The following is a 13,511-nucleotide window of genomic DNA, read 5'->3' on the forward strand; positions in this document are numbered from 1 at the left end:
CCATGATCAGGAAACCGCTCGGCCGCACCGGCACCTCCGTCTCCGCGATGTGCTACGGTACCATGTCCTTCGGCGGCGACGCGGACGAGGCGCAGAGCGCGAAGCTCTACGCCGCCTGCCGCGATGCCGGCATCGACTTCTTCGACTGCGCCAACGTCTACCAGAACGGCACGGCGGAGGAGATCCTCGGCCGGCTCATCGCCCATGAGCGCGAGGAGATCACCCTCACCACCAAGTTCGCCTCCGACAAGGGCGGCAGCCGGCGCAACGTGCTCGCCTCCGTCGAGGCCAGCCTGAAGCGGCTCGGCACGGACCGGATCGACGTGCTCTTCATGCACCGCTGGGACCCCGAGGCCCGGCTGGAGGACACGCTGCGCGCCCTCGACGACCTGGTGCGCCAGGGCAAGGTGCTCTACCTCGGCGCCTCCAACTACGCGGCCTGGCAGCTCGCCACCGCGCTCGGCGTGCAGAAGCGCGAGGGCTGGGCCCGCTTCGACGTGTTCCAGCCGATGTACAACCTGGTGAAGCGCCAGGCCGAGGTGGAGATCCTGCCGCTCTGTGCCGCCGAGGACGTGGCCGTGGTGCCCTACAACCCGCTGGCCGCCGGCGTGCTCACCGGCAAGTACCTGCCCGACGAGGGCGCCGGCAACACCCGCGGCCGGCTCGACCAGATGGAGATGTACGCCAAGCGCTACGCCGCCCCCTGGGTGGAGGGCGTGGTGCGCGAGTTCGTCGCCTTCGCGAAGGAGCTGGGCGTGAGCCCGGTCACCCTCGCCGATGCCTGGGTGGCCGCCCACCCCGCCGTCACCGCGCCGATCATCGGGGCGCGCAACGTGGAGCAGCTCGCCCCCGCCATCGCCGCCGCCGACTACAACATGACCGAGGACGTGCGAGCGAAGATCTCCGCCCTCTCCCCCACCCCGGTCCCGGCCACCGACCGGCTCGAGGAGCTGGGATGAACCAGCGCCTGATCACCGGGCAGACCCTCGCCTTCTCCGCCTCCCCCTTCGCCGTGCCGCCGGAGGAGGCGGTGCGGCACCATCGCCACGGCGCGGTGCTGGTGGAGGACGGGCGCATCGCGAAGGTCGGCCCGGCGGAGGCGCTTCTCGCCGCCCACCCGCAGGTGCCGCGCGAGGACATGGGCGAAGCCCTGCTGATGGCAGGCTTCGTCGACGCCCACGCGCATTACCCGCAGACCGGCATCATCGCCTCCTGGGGCAAGCGGCTGATCGACTGGCTGAACGGCTACACCTTCCCCGAGGAGATGCGCTTCGCCGACCCCGCCTACGCGGGCGAGATCGCCGGGCTCTACCTCGACCTCAACGCGGCGAACGGCATCACCACCGCCTGCTGCTACTGCTCCTCGGCGCCGGAAAGCGTGGACGCGCTGATGGCGGCGGCGGAGGCGCGCGGCCTGCGCCTCGCCGCCGGCAAGGTGATGATGGACCGCAACGCCCCCGAGGGCCTGTGCGACACCCCCGCCCGCGGCTATGAGGAGAGCGCAGCGCTCATCGCCCGCTGGCACGGCCGCGGCCGGCTCACCTACGTAGTCTCGCCGCGCTTCGCCCCCACCTCGAGCCCCGAGCAGCTGGAGGCCGCGGGCGCCCTCTGGGCCGCCAACCCGTCCTGCCTGATGCAGACCCACCTGAGCGAGCAGCACGAGGAGATCGCCTGGGTGGCCGGGCTCTTCCCGGAGGCGCCGGACTACTTCGGCGTCTACCAGCGCTTCGGCCTCACCGGCCCGGGCGCGGTGATGGGCCATGCCATCCACCTCACCGCGCGCGAGCGCGCCGCCATCACCGAGACAGGCACCGGCATCGCGCATTGCCCGACATCGAACACCTTCATCGGCTCCGGCCTGTTCGACATGGCCGCCGCACAGCGCCTCGGCGTGCCGGTGGGGCTCGCGACCGACGTGGGCGGCGGCTCCAGCTTCTCCATGCTGCGCACCATGGCGGCGGCCTACGAGATCGGCCAGCTCTCCGGCACGGCGCTGCACCCCGCACAGCTCCTCTGGCTCGCCACGCAAGGCGCCGCCGACACGCTGCGCATGGGCGAGGCCATCGGCAATCTCGCGCCCGGCCGCGAGGCCGACATCATCGCCCTCGACCTCGCCTCCACCCCGGTGATCGCGCAGCGCGCCGGCCGGGCGGAGAGCCTGTGGGAGCAGATCTTCCCCACCATCATGCTGGGCGATGACCGCGCGATCCGCGCCGTCCGGACCGCCGGCAACCAGCCGAGGGCCGCGGCATGAGCACGCTTCTCATCGAGGGCGGGCTCGTGGTCACCATGGACGCGGAGCGCCGCGAGATCGCCGATTGCGACATCCTGCTGCGCGACGGGGTGATCGAGGCACTCGGCCCCGGCCTCGGCGCCACGCCGGCGGCGCAGGGCGCCGAGCGGCTGAACGCGCGGGGCTGCGTCATCACCCCCGGCCTCGTGAACACCCACCATCACCTCTTCCAGACCATGACCCGCGCCGTGGCGCAGGACGATTTGCTGTTCGGCTGGCTGAAGAGGCTCTACCCCGTCTGGGCCCGCATGCGCCCCGAGCACATGGAGAGTGCCGCCACGCTGGGCCTCGCCGAGCTCGCCCTCTCCGGCTGCACCCTCTCGGCCGATCACCTCTACCTCTACCCCGACGGCGTGCGGCTGGAGGACACCATCGCCGCCGCACAGGCGGTGGGCATCCGCTTCCACCCCACCCGCGGCTCCATGAGCATCGGCGAGAGCGCCGGCGGCCTGCCCCCCGATGCGCTGGTCGAGCGCGAGGCGGACATCCTGGAGGATTGCATCCGCGTGGTGGACGCCTTTCATGACCCCGCGCCGGGCGCCATGCTGCGCGTGGGCATCGCGCCCTGCTCACCCTTCTCGGTGAGCCGCGAGCTGATGCGCGACGCGGCCCTGCTCGCGCGCGACAAGGGGGTGATGCTGCACACGCATCTGGCGGAAAACGCCGAGGACGTGGCGTATTCTCTGGCGAATTTCGGCTGCCGCCCCGGCGATTACGCCGAGGCCCTGGGCTGGACCGGCCCGGACGTGTGGCACGCCCATTGCGTGATGCTCGACGACGCCGAGATCGACCTCTTCGCCCGCAGCCGCACCGGTGTCGCGCATTGCCCCTGCTCGAACTGCCGCCTCGGCTCCGGCATCGCCCCGGTGCGCGCGCTGCGCGACGCGGGCGTGGCCCTTGGGCTCGGCGTGGACGGCTCCGCCTCCAACGACAGCGGGCACCTCCTCTCCGAGGCCCGCCAGGCCCTGCTCCTACAGCGTGTGAGCCTTGGCGCCGACGCGCTCACCGCGCGCGAGGCGCTGGAGATGGCCACCCTGGGCGGCGCGCAGGTGCTGGGCCGCCCGGAGCTCGGGGCCATCGCCCCCGGCCTGCGCGCCGATCTCGCCATATGGGATGTCTCCGGCCTCGGCGCCGCCGGCGCCTGGGACCCGGTGGCCGCCCTGGTGCTCTGCGGCCCGTTCGGCGTGCGCGACCTCATCGTGGAGGGCCGCCGGGTGGTGCGCGCGGGGCAGCTCGCCACCCTGGAGCTTCCCCGCGCCGTGGAGCGGCAGAACCGCCTGATGCGCGGGCTGATGGCATGATCCCGGCGCCTGCGGAAGGGCGCGCGCCCCTCGTCATCGCCGGCGCCGGCATCGGCGGGCTCAGCGCAGCCCTCGCCCTCGCGCAGCGGGGCGAGACGGTGCAGGTGCTCGAACGCGCGGCGGAGATCTCGGAAGTCGGCGCCGGGCTGCAGCTCGGCCCGAACGCGATGCATGTCCTGGCGCGGCTGGGCCTGGGCGAGGCGGTGGCCGCGGCCGGGTTCACCCCGCGCGACGCGGTGATCCGCGACGGCCGGCGCGGCTGGACCCTGTTCCGCATGCCGCTCGGCAGCCGGATCCGCCGCCGCCACGGCGCGCCCTTCATCCAGATCCACCGCGCCGACCTGCAGCGCCTGCTGCTCGACGCCTGCCACGCCGCCGGAGTGCGCATCGAGACCGGGGCGCGGCTCGACACGCTGGAGCAGGACGCGAAAGGCGTGCGGCTCGGCCTCGCCGGCGGCGAGAGCCGCCGGGCCCGCGGGCTGATCGGCGCCGACGGGCTGCACTCAAGCGTCCGCGCGGCGCTGTTCGGCCCGGCGGATGTGCGTTTCACCGGCAACCTGTGCTGGCGCGCCACCGTGCCGGCCGCGGCCCTGCCCGAGGGGCTGGTGCGCCCGGATGCCACGATCTGGGCCGGGCCGGGGGCGCATGTGGTCACCTATTTCCTGCGCGGCGGCAGCCTGGTGAACATCGTCGCCGTGCGCGAGGGCCCCTGGCGCGCCGAAAGCTGGACGACCGAGGGAGACCCGGACGCCCTGCGCGCCGCCTTCGCCGGCTGGCACCCGGCCTTGCGCAGGCTCCTCGACACGGTGGAGACCTGCTGGCTCTGGGCGCTGTGCGACCGGCCCGCGATGCCGGACTGGAGCCGCGGCCGCGCGGTGCTGCTGGGCGACGCCTGCCACCCGATGCTGCCCTTCCTCGCGCAGGGCGCGGCGATGGCCATCGAGGATGCCTGGGTTCTGGCGGATTGCGTGGCCGGTGAGAGCGGCAGGAGCGAGGCCGGGGCCGGAGGCCGGAACGCGCCCGGAGGCGAGAACGCAGGCACAGCCGCGGGCGACGCGCTGCCCGCGGCCTTCGCCGCCTATGTCGCCCGGCGGCGGGAGCGGGCCACACGGGTGCAGTCCCGGGCCGCGGCGAACGCGGGGCTGTTCCATGCGAGCGGCGCGCTCACCCGGGTGCTGCGCTTCGGCCCGATGGCGCTGGCCACCCGGCTGGCGCCCGGCCTGTTTCCCCCGGCCTTCGACTGGCTCTATGGCGTGGACGTGAGCGCGCAGCACCCGCCTCAGAGCCGGGTCTCGAAGGTGAGGAAGGTCTCGGCGCCGAACAGCCCGCGGTAGACCTTCACCGTCTCCGGGTTGCCGCGCATCGCCGTGATGGTCATCCGGGCCAGCCCGCGGGAGCGGAAGGCCTCCGCCGCCGCGTCCAGCAGCGCGCGGCCCACGCCGCGGCCGCGCGCGGGGTCCTCGACATAGAGGTCCGATACCTCGCCATGCCGGCGCAGGCGCTCGGGCAGGTGATACCCGCCCTCGGTGCTGATGCCGCAGACGGCGAAGCCCAGCAGGGTGTCGCCGCTCTCCGCCACCAGGATCACGCCGCCGCTCTCCGCCACCCAGCCCTCCAGCCAGCGCAGGTGGGGTGCGGCCATGCGCGCCGGTGTCTCCAGCCCCGATCCCGGCGAGCAGGCCAGCTCATGCGCCTGCAGCGCGGCCATGAAGCGCTCGAGCACCGGGCGGTCCTCGGGCCGGGCGGGGCGGACGATGGGGGCAGGGGCTGCGGTCATGGGGCTTTCCTTCGACTGTGGCGGCGCATCCTGCGAGGCCCGGGCGAAGGGTGCAAGGGCGGACAATGCCGCCGCCCCCCGCCGGCCGCCCCGGGCCGCGCGATGCCCCGACGCGCGGCCGGGTGGCGCCGGGGTCCGGACCAGGGCTCCGCATCCGATCTGCCCCCCTGGGGGCGACATCCCTCCGAAGAGCCGGGGGTCTGTCCGCCGCCGCCGCGGCGGACCCCGGCGCGCCTCCGCGCCATGACGCGGAGCCGGACGCTGGTGCTTCCACACCAAAGGGCCGGCCCCCGGCCGCCTCGCCCGGCACCGGGGCGGTGCACCCCGGTGCCTCCATCCGCTGATCCGCCTCTGCCGCCGCGGGCCGAGCCGGTTGCCGGCCCGGGCCGGCGGCGGTATGGAAGGGGCCCCGTTTCCCGCAGCCGGAGCCGTGCCGATGGCCAGACAGACGCCCCAGCCGATGCCGCCCGCCGAGCGCCAGCCGCCGGAGCTGGACTATGCCCCGCCGCGCGAGCCCTTCCTGACCGTGCTGCACGCGGACGACCACCTGATCCTGGTCTCCAAACCCTCCGGCATCCTGTCCGTGCCGGGGCGCGGCGACCACCTGCAGGACTGCATCGCCACCCGGGCGCGCAGCCTCTACGCGGGCGCGCGCATCGTCCACCGGCTGGACCTGGACACCTCCGGCATCATGGTGCTCGGCCTCACCGCCGAGGCGCACCGGGTGCTGTCGATGCAGTTCGAGGCCCGCAAGACCCGCAAGCGCTACCTGGCGCGGGTCTGGGGCCAGGTGGCGGGCGAGAGCGGGCAGGTGGACCTGCCGCTGGCCTTCGACCCGCCCAACCGCCCGCGCCAGAAGGTCGACCACGCCGCCGGCCGCCCCTCGCAGACCGACTGGCAGGTGATCGCGCGGGAGGCGGAGGCAACCCGCCTCGCGCTCACCCCGCTCACCGGCCGCAGCCACCAGCTGCGCGTGCACATGTGCGCGCTCGGCCATCCGATCCTCGGCGACCCGCTCTACGCCGAGGGCCCGGCACGGAGCGCGGCCGGGCGCCTGCAACTGCACTCGGAATATCTCGGCTTCCACCACCCGGCCGATGGCCGCTGGATCGACGCCGAAGACCCCTGCCCGTTCTGACGCCGCGCCATGCCCTCCCGGCACGGGCAGAGCTGCCGCCCTCCCGCCGGCGGGCTCAGCTCTCGGGCCGGGCGCTCCTGCCCCTCACTCCGGCGCGCCGGCGCGCAGCCAGGCGCCCAGCGTGGCGCGCTCGTCCGGGGTCATCCCGGTCTCGTTGCCCAGCGGCATGGTGTTGGAGAGCACGGCCTGGGCCAGCATCTTGGAGGCATGTGCGCGGATCTCGGGCAGCGTGTCGAAGGCGACGCCGCCGGGCGCCTCCTCGAACCCCTCATGGGTGGGGGTGGCCGCGTGGCACATCGCGCAGTGCTTCGAGACGACGGCCATCGCCGCCTGCGGCGCCACCTCGGCGGCCGCCTGGCCCGGGCGCCAGCTGGAAAACCACATCATGCCGATGGCCAGCACGGTCGCCAGCGGCCACTGCCATTTCATGATGGCGCCGTGCCGGCCCTGCTCATGCATGTTGAACCAGTGCCGCACCACGGCGCCGATCACCAGGATGAACCCGATCAGCACCCAGGAATACGGGTGGCCGAAGGCCATCGGGTAGTGGTTCGAGACCATCATCAGCACGACGGGCAGCGTGAGGTAGTTGTTGTGGGTGGAGCGGAGCTTGGCGATCTGGCCGTATTTCGCCTCCGGCGCGCGGCCGGCCTTCAGGTCCTCCACCACGATGCGCTGGTTGGGGATGATGACGAGGAAGACATTGCCGCTCATCATCGTCGCGATCACCGCGCCGATGTGCAGCCAGGCGGCCCGGGCGGAGAACACCTGCCCGAAGGCCCAGGCCGCGAAGACCAGCGCCACGTAGAGCACGGCGAACATCACCGCCGGCCGGTGGCGCAGCGCCGACTTGCACAGCCCGTCGTAAAGGAACCACCCGGCCACCAGCGAACCCGCCGAGAGCAGGATCGCCACCGGCACCGGCAGGTCGGCCACCGAACGGTCGATCAGCAGCCCCTTCGCGCCCCAGTAATAGGTGACGGCCATCATGGCGAAGCCGGTCATCCAAGTGGAGTAGCTCTCCCACTTGAACCAGGTCAGCTCCTCGGGCATGTGCTCGGGTGCCACCTTGTACTTCACCATGTGGTAGAAGCCGCCGCCGTGAACCTGCCAGGTGTCGCCGACCTTGTCGTCTTCCATGCCCTTGCGCTTGCGCAGCGAATAGTCGAGGCCCATGAAGTAGAAGCTGGAGCCGATCCAGCCGATCGCGGCAATGATGTGAGCCCAGCGGACGAACAGGCTGATCCAGTCGTGAAATACCGCTTCCATCCGTTCCCCCGGTCGCTTCGCGCTGCAACAATACACTTGCACTTCGCGGGGCAAAAGCCCGAAACTCCATCCGGAACATGGGGGAGGCAGCTCAGTGACCGATCACGGACCCACCTTCGCGGCCGATCCGGCCCGGCTTGAGCGCAGCGCTTTCGTGGCGCGGTTCGGCGGGGTGTACGAGCATTCGCCCTGGGTGGCGGAAAGCGCCTGGGACGCGGGCCTGCCGGCCGGGTTGCACCGGCCCGCGGCGCTGGCCGCGCTCCTCGCCGCGCAGGTGGAGGCCGCCCCGCGTGACAGCCGGCTCGCCCTGCTGCGCGCCCATCCGGACCTCGCGGGGAAGCTCGCGCTTGCCGGCGGGCTCACCCACGCCTCCTCCGCGGAGCAGGCCGGCGCCGGGCTGGACCGCTGCAGCCCGGAGGAATTCGCCGCCTTCACCGCGCTCAACGCCGCCTATCGCACCCGCTTCGGCTTTCCCTACATCATCGCGGTGCGCGGCCGGGACCGGCAGGAGATCCTCGCCGATTTCCGCGCCCGGGTGGACCGCGACCCGGAGACGGAATTCGCCGCGGCCCTGGTGCATGTCCACCGCATCGCGCTGCTGCGCCTGGAGGCGCTGGCGGCGGCGGAGGTCGGGGCGTGAGACCGACCCCCTTCGGCAGCGAGGCGCTGATGCCGGAGGCGGGCACCCGGCGCGACCGTGTGGCGCGGCTGCGGGTGGAGCTGTTCGATGGGGTCAATCTCTTCGTCGATGGCGAACGGGTGGACATCTCCTCCGCCAAGGCCCGCGCGCTGGTGACCAGCCTCGTGCTCAGCCGCACGGGGGAGGAGAGCCGGGCGGTGCTCTCCGAGCGTCTGTGGAGCCGCTCGCCCAGTGCCGAGCACCAGCGCAACTCGCTCAAGCGCGACCTGAAGGCGCTGGTCGACCGGCTCACCCAGGCCGGCTACCACGGGCTCACCGGCACCCGCTCGGAGGTGCGGCTGGACCTCGACACGGTGGACTGCGACGTGCTGCTGGCCCTGCAGGCCTCGGACAACGGCTACGCGCATTCCGCGCTGCTGGAGCGCGACCACCCGTTCCAGACCATCGCCGCCGGCTGCGACGACGTGGACCCGGAGTTTTCCGCCTGGCTCACGCAGCGCATCGCCGGGCTCGAGAGCCTCACCATGCGCGCGCTTGACCTCGCGCTGCGCCGCACCGACCTGGAGATGACCCGGCGGCGCGACCTCGCCCTCGCGGCCTTCAACCTCGACCGCACCCGGCAATCCGCCGCCATCTCGCTGATGCGCATCCACGAGGAGCTGGGCGACACCGCCGCGGCGCTGCGGGTATACGGCACCCTCTACCTCGCGCATCTGGAGGAGCACGACGACCCGCCGGACGGCGAGATCATCGCCGAGGTGGAGCGGCTGAAGCTCGCCACCTCCGGCCCCGGCCAGGCCCGCCGCACCGCCGGGCGCCCGGAGCGCAGCAATACCGGGCCGGTGATGCTGCGCATTCCGGCGCCGGAGCCGCTGCGCAGCCACCAGCTGCGCCGCACCGCGCTGCACATCATCGACCAGCTGGGCCGGCGGCCCGGCCAGCTGTGTCTCACGCGCGGCGCCGGGGCCACGCACCGGCTGGAGATGCTGGAGGACGCGGGCACCCTGTGGCTGCAGCTCTGGCGCGGGGCGGACGAGACGCTGGTCTGGACCGGCAGCATCGAGGACGAACTGGCGGCCGGCGCCCTTGCCGGCCGCATCGCCGCGGCCCTGTCGCCGGGCAACAGCCCGCCCGCCTCGGCCTATCCGCATCTCATGCCCGCCCGGCCCGAGACCCAGGCGCTGCGGCTGCTGCTCTCCACGCCCGTCGCCCTGCCGACGGAGCGGCGGCATCAGCACGAACCCCAGCCGCTGGACCCGCTGGACCAGGTGGAGGCCGGCTGGCGCGACCTCATCGCCGGGCAGCGCGCCGAGGCCGCCACCGCCCTGCGCCGCGCCGCCGCGCTCGACACGGACCGGGGCGAGGCCCTCGGCGCCGCCGCCCTCGGGCTCGCGCTCATCGCCGAGGAGGACGACGCCGTCGCCCATGCCGAACGCATCCTGATCGGCGACCACGAACCCGGCCTGCGCGCCCTGCGCGGCACCACGCTTGCCATCTGCAACGAGCGGCGCAGCGCGGTGTCCTGCCTGCACGACCTGCCGGACCGCTGGATCCTGCCGCGCTGCTTCGGGGCGGTCTCCGCGGCGCGGATCGGCAACGCGGCGGCCGTGCGCAGCTTCCTCGCGCCGGCCGGAAGCTGGCCGATGCCCGGCGGCGCGGCCGGCCTCGCGGACTGGGCCACCTGCATCCTGCCCACCTCGGAGAATTTCAACGGCTCGTTGTTCTACCGCACCCTGCTGGACATGCTGCAGCCGGTCGAAGCCTGAACCGTGCCTCCCCGGGGCATCGGCGGCGGCCCTGCCCCGTCGCGCGCCTCCCGCTCCCCGGAAGGATCCCGATCGCCGCCGGCCCCTGCCTTTGCACGGTGATCCTCCCGGTCGCGCAGCCAGCACCGTGCGCGGCGGATGCCCTGATGCCATGGACACGGATGCTCCCGCCGCCGCTCTGATGCCCTGGTGTTACGGACACGGACACGGACACGGACACGGACACGGACACGGACACGGACACGGACACGGATGCTCCTGCCGCCGCCCTCGCGCAAGCGCTCCATTGACGCCTCACTACCCCCGGAGAGCCGGAGAGCCGGAGAGCCGGAGAGCCGGAGAGCCGGAGAGCCGGAGAGCCGGAGAGCCGGAGAGCCGGAGAGCCGGAGAGCCGGAGAGCCGGAGAGCCGGAGAGCCGGAGAGCCGGAGAGCCGGAGAGCCGGAGATGGACCGCGCGGAGGCGGCCTGCAAGCCCCGGATGGCCCGGGGCCGCAATATCGCCCGGGTTACTTGGTGCCGAACATCCGGTCGCCGGCGTCGCCCAGGCCGGGAAGGATGTAACCCTTCTCGTTCAGGCGCTTGTCCAGCGAGGCGGTGATGATGCTGACATCCGGGTGCGCCTCCTTCATGCGCGCCACGCCCTCGGGGGCGGCGAGCAGGCACAGGAAGCGGATGTCGGTGGCGCCGGCGTCCTTCAGGAGCTGCACCGCGGCGGCGGAGGAATTGCCGGTGGCGAGCATCGGGTCCACCGCGATCACCGGACGGTCGGCGAGGTCTCCCGGCACCTTGAAGTAATACTGCACCGGCTGCAGGGTTTCCTCGTCGCGGTAGAGGCCCACGAAGCCGACCCGGGCGGAGGGGATCAGCTCCAGAACCCCGTCCAGCAGCCCGTTGCCCGCGCGCAGGATCGAGACCAGCGCGAGCTTCTTGCCCTTCAGCACCGGGGCTTCCATCTCCTGCAGCGGCGTGTCCACGGTCATGGTGGTCATCGGCAGGTCGCGCGTCACCTCGTAGGCGAGCAGCAGCGAGATCTCGCGCAGGAGCTGCCGGAACCCGGCGGTGGAGGTGGCCTTGTCGCGCATCAGCGTGAGCTTGTGCTGCACAAGGGGGTGGTCGACGATCGTCAGGTGCTCTCTCATGCGCTTTCTCCCAATCTCTCCAGCATCCGGGTCCGGGTGGCGTCGTCGCAGAAGGCGGCGCGCATGGCAAGGCGGTTCAGGCGGGTGAAGGTCTTGCGGCTCCAGCCGAAGGCCTCGTTCAGGGCCGCGTATTCCTGCGCCAGCGAGGTGTGGAAATAGGGCGGGTCGTCGGTGGAGAGGGTCACGCCCACGCCCGCGCGGTCCAGCGCTGCCACCGGGTGCTCGGCCCAGCTTCCGCAGAGCGCGAGGGCGATGTTGGAGCCGGGGCAGACCTCCAGCACCACGCCCTCCTCCGCGAGGCGGGCCATCAGCGCGGGGTCCCGCGCCGCCGCGATGCCGTGGCCGATGCGCGCGGGGGAAAGGGCGTCGAGCGTGGCGCGCACGCTCTCGGGGCCGCAGATTTCCCCGGCATGTGCGGTGAGCCCCAGCCCGGCCTCGCGCGCCAGCGCGAAGGCGGGCGCGAAGGCGTCGACGTCGTACTGCCGCTCGTCCCCCGCGAGGCCGAAGCCGCTCGCCCCGGGGGTGTCCGCCACGATGCGCGCCACACGCAGCGCGTCGTCGGGGCCCATGTGGCGCACGGCGATGGGGATGAAGCGCGCCTCGATGCCCGGCACCCGGGCGGCACCCTCGCGGATGGCGGCGAAGACATCCGCCCAGGCAGAGCCGTCCGCCGCGCAGAGCTGCGGGGCGAGGAAGATCTCGGTGTAGATCACCCCTTCCGCGGCGCGGGCCCGCAGCACCGCCTCCGAAAGGCGGGTGTAGTCCTCCGGTGTCTGCAGCACCGAGGTCGCCACCTCGTAGACCGCGAGGAACTCGGAGAAATCCGCCCAGTCATAGCTGCCGTCCGCGGCGAAGATATGGCCCAGGTTCAGCCCCTTCTCAGCCGCGAGGGCGCGGATGAACTCCGGCGGGGCGGCGCCTTCGAGATGCAGGTGCAGCTCCACCTTGGGCAGGGTCGCCCAGTCCCGCGCCACCGCGTTCACAGGAAGCTCCGCCCGTGCGCCCCGGGCGCGAGCCCGAGATGTGTCGCGATGCTCTCGCCCACGTCGGCGAAGCGCACCAGCCCCACGGGGCCGGAGAGGCCGGGGCCCGCGCCCAGCACCGGCACCCGCTCGCGGGTGTGCTCGGTGCCGGGCCAGGTGGGGTCGTTGCCATGGTCGGCGGTGATGATCATCAGGTCTCCCTCCCGCAGATGGGCGGTGATCGCGGGGAGGCGCGCGTCGAATGCCTCGAGCGTGCGCGCATAGCCCGCCACGTCGCGCGGGTGACCATAGAGCGAGTCGAACTCGACATAGTTGGCGAAAACGAACGTGCCGTCCGGGGCGGTGCGGGCCATCTCGATGGTGTGGTCGACCAGCGCCATGTCGTCCGCGCCCTTGAGCAGCTCGGATATCCCCCGATGGGCGAAAATGTCGCCGATCTTCCCGATGCCGATGGTCCGCCCGCCTGCAGCCACCACGCGCTCGCACAGGGTAGGCTCGGGCGGCGGAATGGCAAGGTCGCGCCGGTTTGCCGTGCGGCGGAACTCCTCCGGGCTGCGGCCGAGGAACGGCCGGGCGATCACCCGGCCCACCCGCATCGGGTGCACCAGCGTCGCCGCCACCTCGCAGACCTGCATCAGCCGCTCGAGGCCGAACACCTCCTCATGTGCCGCTATCTGGAACACGCTGTCGGCGGAGGTGTAGCAGATCGGCTTGCCCGTCGCGATGTGCTCCTCCCCCAGCGCGCGCAGGATCGGCATGCCGGAGGCGTGGCAATTGCCCAGGATGCCCGGCAGCCCGGCCTGCGCGATCAGCGCCTCGGTGAGCGCGGGCGGGAAGGCGGGTTCCGTGCGCGGGAAATAATGCCAGTCCCAGGGCACCGGCACGCCGGCAAGCTCCCAGTGGCCGGAGGGGGTGTCCTTGCCCTTCGAGACCTCCTCGGCAGCGCCCCAGAGGCCGGTCGGCGCCGGCCCCGCGGGCACCGGCACGCCGGAGGCGAGGCCCACCGCCTCCCACAGGCCGAGGGCGGCGAAGTTGGGCAGGTGGAGCGGGCCGGAGCGCCCCTCCTCCGCCCGGCCGGCGGCGCATGCGGCGGCGATATGGCCCAGCGTGTTGGCGCCCTCGTCGCCGAAGGCGGCGGCGTCGGGCGCGCCGCCCGCGCCCACGCTGTCCATCACCAGAAGGAAGGCGCGGGGCATCAGCCTGTC

Annotated in this window: 12 protein-coding genes; 7 read left to right on the forward strand and 5 right to left on the reverse strand. The window is 73.0% G+C overall.

Annotation, left to right across the window (positions count from 1 at the left end; translation table 11 throughout):
- The first annotated feature begins 2 nt into the window (after nucleotides 1–2).
- From FDP22_RS19975 to FDP22_RS19990, 4 genes are read left to right on the forward strand one after another with little or no spacing between them, the layout of a single operon-like run.
- Entirely contained in the window at nucleotides 3–959 is a 957-nt protein-coding gene (locus tag FDP22_RS19975; RefSeq protein WP_138577963.1) for an aldo/keto reductase, read from the forward strand.
- On the forward strand, nucleotides 956–2,254 hold the full coding sequence (gene guaD / locus FDP22_RS19980; RefSeq protein WP_138577965.1) for a guanine deaminase: 1,299 nt from the start codon (nucleotides 956–958) through the stop codon (nucleotides 2,252–2,254). The genes FDP22_RS19975 and guaD overlap by 4 nt, the downstream gene beginning before the upstream one ends.
- Entirely contained in the window at nucleotides 2,251–3,594 is a 1,344-nt protein-coding gene (locus FDP22_RS19985; protein ID WP_138577967.1) for an 8-oxoguanine deaminase, read from the forward strand. Before guaD ends, FDP22_RS19985 begins: the two co-directional genes overlap by 4 nt.
- Nucleotides 3,591–4,928, forward strand: coding sequence for an FAD-dependent monooxygenase (locus FDP22_RS19990; protein WP_138577969.1), 1,338 nt, complete (start codon nucleotides 3,591–3,593; stop codon nucleotides 4,926–4,928). Before FDP22_RS19985 ends, FDP22_RS19990 begins: the two co-directional genes overlap by 4 nt.
- Here FDP22_RS19990 and FDP22_RS19995 read toward each other — a convergent pair.
- Nucleotides 4,874–5,371 carry a GNAT family N-acetyltransferase gene (locus FDP22_RS19995; protein WP_170317807.1) on the reverse strand — a complete coding sequence of 166 codons (498 nt, stop codon included), beginning with the start codon at nucleotides 5,369–5,371 and terminating at the stop codon, nucleotides 4,874–4,876. The genes FDP22_RS19990 and FDP22_RS19995 overlap by 55 nt on opposite strands.
- Nucleotides 5,372–5,807: 436 nt before the next feature.
- Here FDP22_RS19995 and FDP22_RS20000 point away from each other — a divergent pair, with 436 nt between their 5' ends.
- Nucleotides 5,808–6,509 carry a pseudouridine synthase gene (locus FDP22_RS20000; protein WP_170317808.1) on the forward strand — a complete coding sequence of 234 codons (702 nt, stop codon included), beginning with the start codon at nucleotides 5,808–5,810 and terminating at the stop codon, nucleotides 6,507–6,509.
- An 84-nt stretch (nucleotides 6,510–6,593) separates the two neighbouring features.
- Here FDP22_RS20000 and FDP22_RS20005 read toward each other — a convergent pair whose 3' ends face one another.
- The gene (locus tag FDP22_RS20005) at nucleotides 6,594–7,778 is read right to left on the reverse strand and encodes a urate hydroxylase PuuD (protein WP_138577973.1); all 1,185 of its coding nucleotides are present in this window, start codon (nucleotides 7,776–7,778) and stop codon (nucleotides 6,594–6,596) included.
- A gap of 94 nt (nucleotides 7,779–7,872) precedes the next feature.
- Here FDP22_RS20005 and uraD point away from each other — a divergent pair, with 94 nt between their 5' ends.
- The gene (gene uraD, locus FDP22_RS20010) at nucleotides 7,873–8,418 is read left to right on the forward strand and encodes a 2-oxo-4-hydroxy-4-carboxy-5-ureidoimidazoline decarboxylase (RefSeq protein WP_138577975.1); all 546 of its coding nucleotides are present in this window, start codon (nucleotides 7,873–7,875) and stop codon (nucleotides 8,416–8,418) included.
- A complete protein-coding gene (locus FDP22_RS20015; protein WP_138577977.1) occupies nucleotides 8,415–10,184 on the forward strand; it encodes an AfsR/SARP family transcriptional regulator in 1,770 nt (589 codons plus the stop codon). The genes uraD and FDP22_RS20015 overlap by 4 nt, the downstream gene beginning before the upstream one ends.
- Nucleotides 10,185–10,690: 506 nt before the next feature.
- On the opposite strand, the gene upp is transcribed toward FDP22_RS20015, so the two are convergent.
- Genes upp through FDP22_RS20035 form a run of 3 tightly spaced genes read right to left on the reverse strand, consistent with a single transcriptional unit; the run spans nucleotide 10,691 to nucleotide 13,502 of the window.
- Entirely contained in the window at nucleotides 10,691–11,323 is a 633-nt protein-coding gene (gene upp, locus FDP22_RS20025) for a uracil phosphoribosyltransferase (RefSeq protein WP_138577979.1), read from the reverse strand.
- A complete protein-coding gene (gene add / locus FDP22_RS20030) occupies nucleotides 11,320–12,306 on the reverse strand; it encodes an adenosine deaminase (protein WP_170317809.1) in 987 nt (328 codons plus the stop codon). The genes upp and add overlap by 4 nt, the downstream gene beginning before the upstream one ends.
- Nucleotides 12,303–13,502 (reverse strand): phosphopentomutase, encoded by a 1,200-nt coding sequence (locus tag FDP22_RS20035; RefSeq protein ID WP_138577981.1) that lies wholly within the window; start codon nucleotides 13,500–13,502, stop codon nucleotides 12,303–12,305. The genes add and FDP22_RS20035 overlap by 4 nt, the downstream gene beginning before the upstream one ends.
- Between the last annotated feature and the right edge of the window lie 9 nt (nucleotides 13,503–13,511).

This window comes from Paroceanicella profunda (genome assembly GCF_005887635.2).
Lineage (GTDB): Bacteria > Pseudomonadota > Alphaproteobacteria > Rhodobacterales > Rhodobacteraceae > Paroceanicella > Paroceanicella profunda.

What these genes read in the sequence shown, in the direction of transcription:
- FDP22_RS20005 (WP_138577973.1), bottom strand. Translation starts at nt 7,778, where the DNA reads ATGGAAGCGGTATTTCACGACTGGATCAGCCTGTTCGTCCGCTGGGCT.
- FDP22_RS20035 (WP_138577981.1), bottom strand. Translation starts at nt 13,502, where the DNA reads ATGCCCCGCGCCTTCCTTCTGGTGATGGACAGCGTGGGCGCGGGCGGC.
- FDP22_RS19995 (WP_170317807.1), bottom strand. Translation starts at nt 5,371, where the DNA reads ATGACCGCAGCCCCTGCCCCCATCGTCCGCCCCGCCCGGCCCGAGGAC.
- FDP22_RS20000 (WP_170317808.1), top strand. Translation starts at nt 5,808, where the DNA reads ATGGCCAGACAGACGCCCCAGCCGATGCCGCCCGCCGAGCGCCAGCCG.
- FDP22_RS19990 (WP_138577969.1), top strand. Translation starts at nt 3,591, where the DNA reads ATGATCCCGGCGCCTGCGGAAGGGCGCGCGCCCCTCGTCATCGCCGGC.
- FDP22_RS19985 (WP_138577967.1), top strand. Translation starts at nt 2,251, where the DNA reads ATGAGCACGCTTCTCATCGAGGGCGGGCTCGTGGTCACCATGGACGCG.
- FDP22_RS19975 (WP_138577963.1), top strand. Translation starts at nt 3, where the DNA reads ATGATCAGGAAACCGCTCGGCCGCACCGGCACCTCCGTCTCCGCGATG.
- guaD (WP_138577965.1), top strand. Translation starts at nt 956, where the DNA reads ATGAACCAGCGCCTGATCACCGGGCAGACCCTCGCCTTCTCCGCCTCC.
- upp (WP_138577979.1), bottom strand. Translation starts at nt 11,323, where the DNA reads ATGAGAGAGCACCTGACGATCGTCGACCACCCCCTTGTGCAGCACAAG.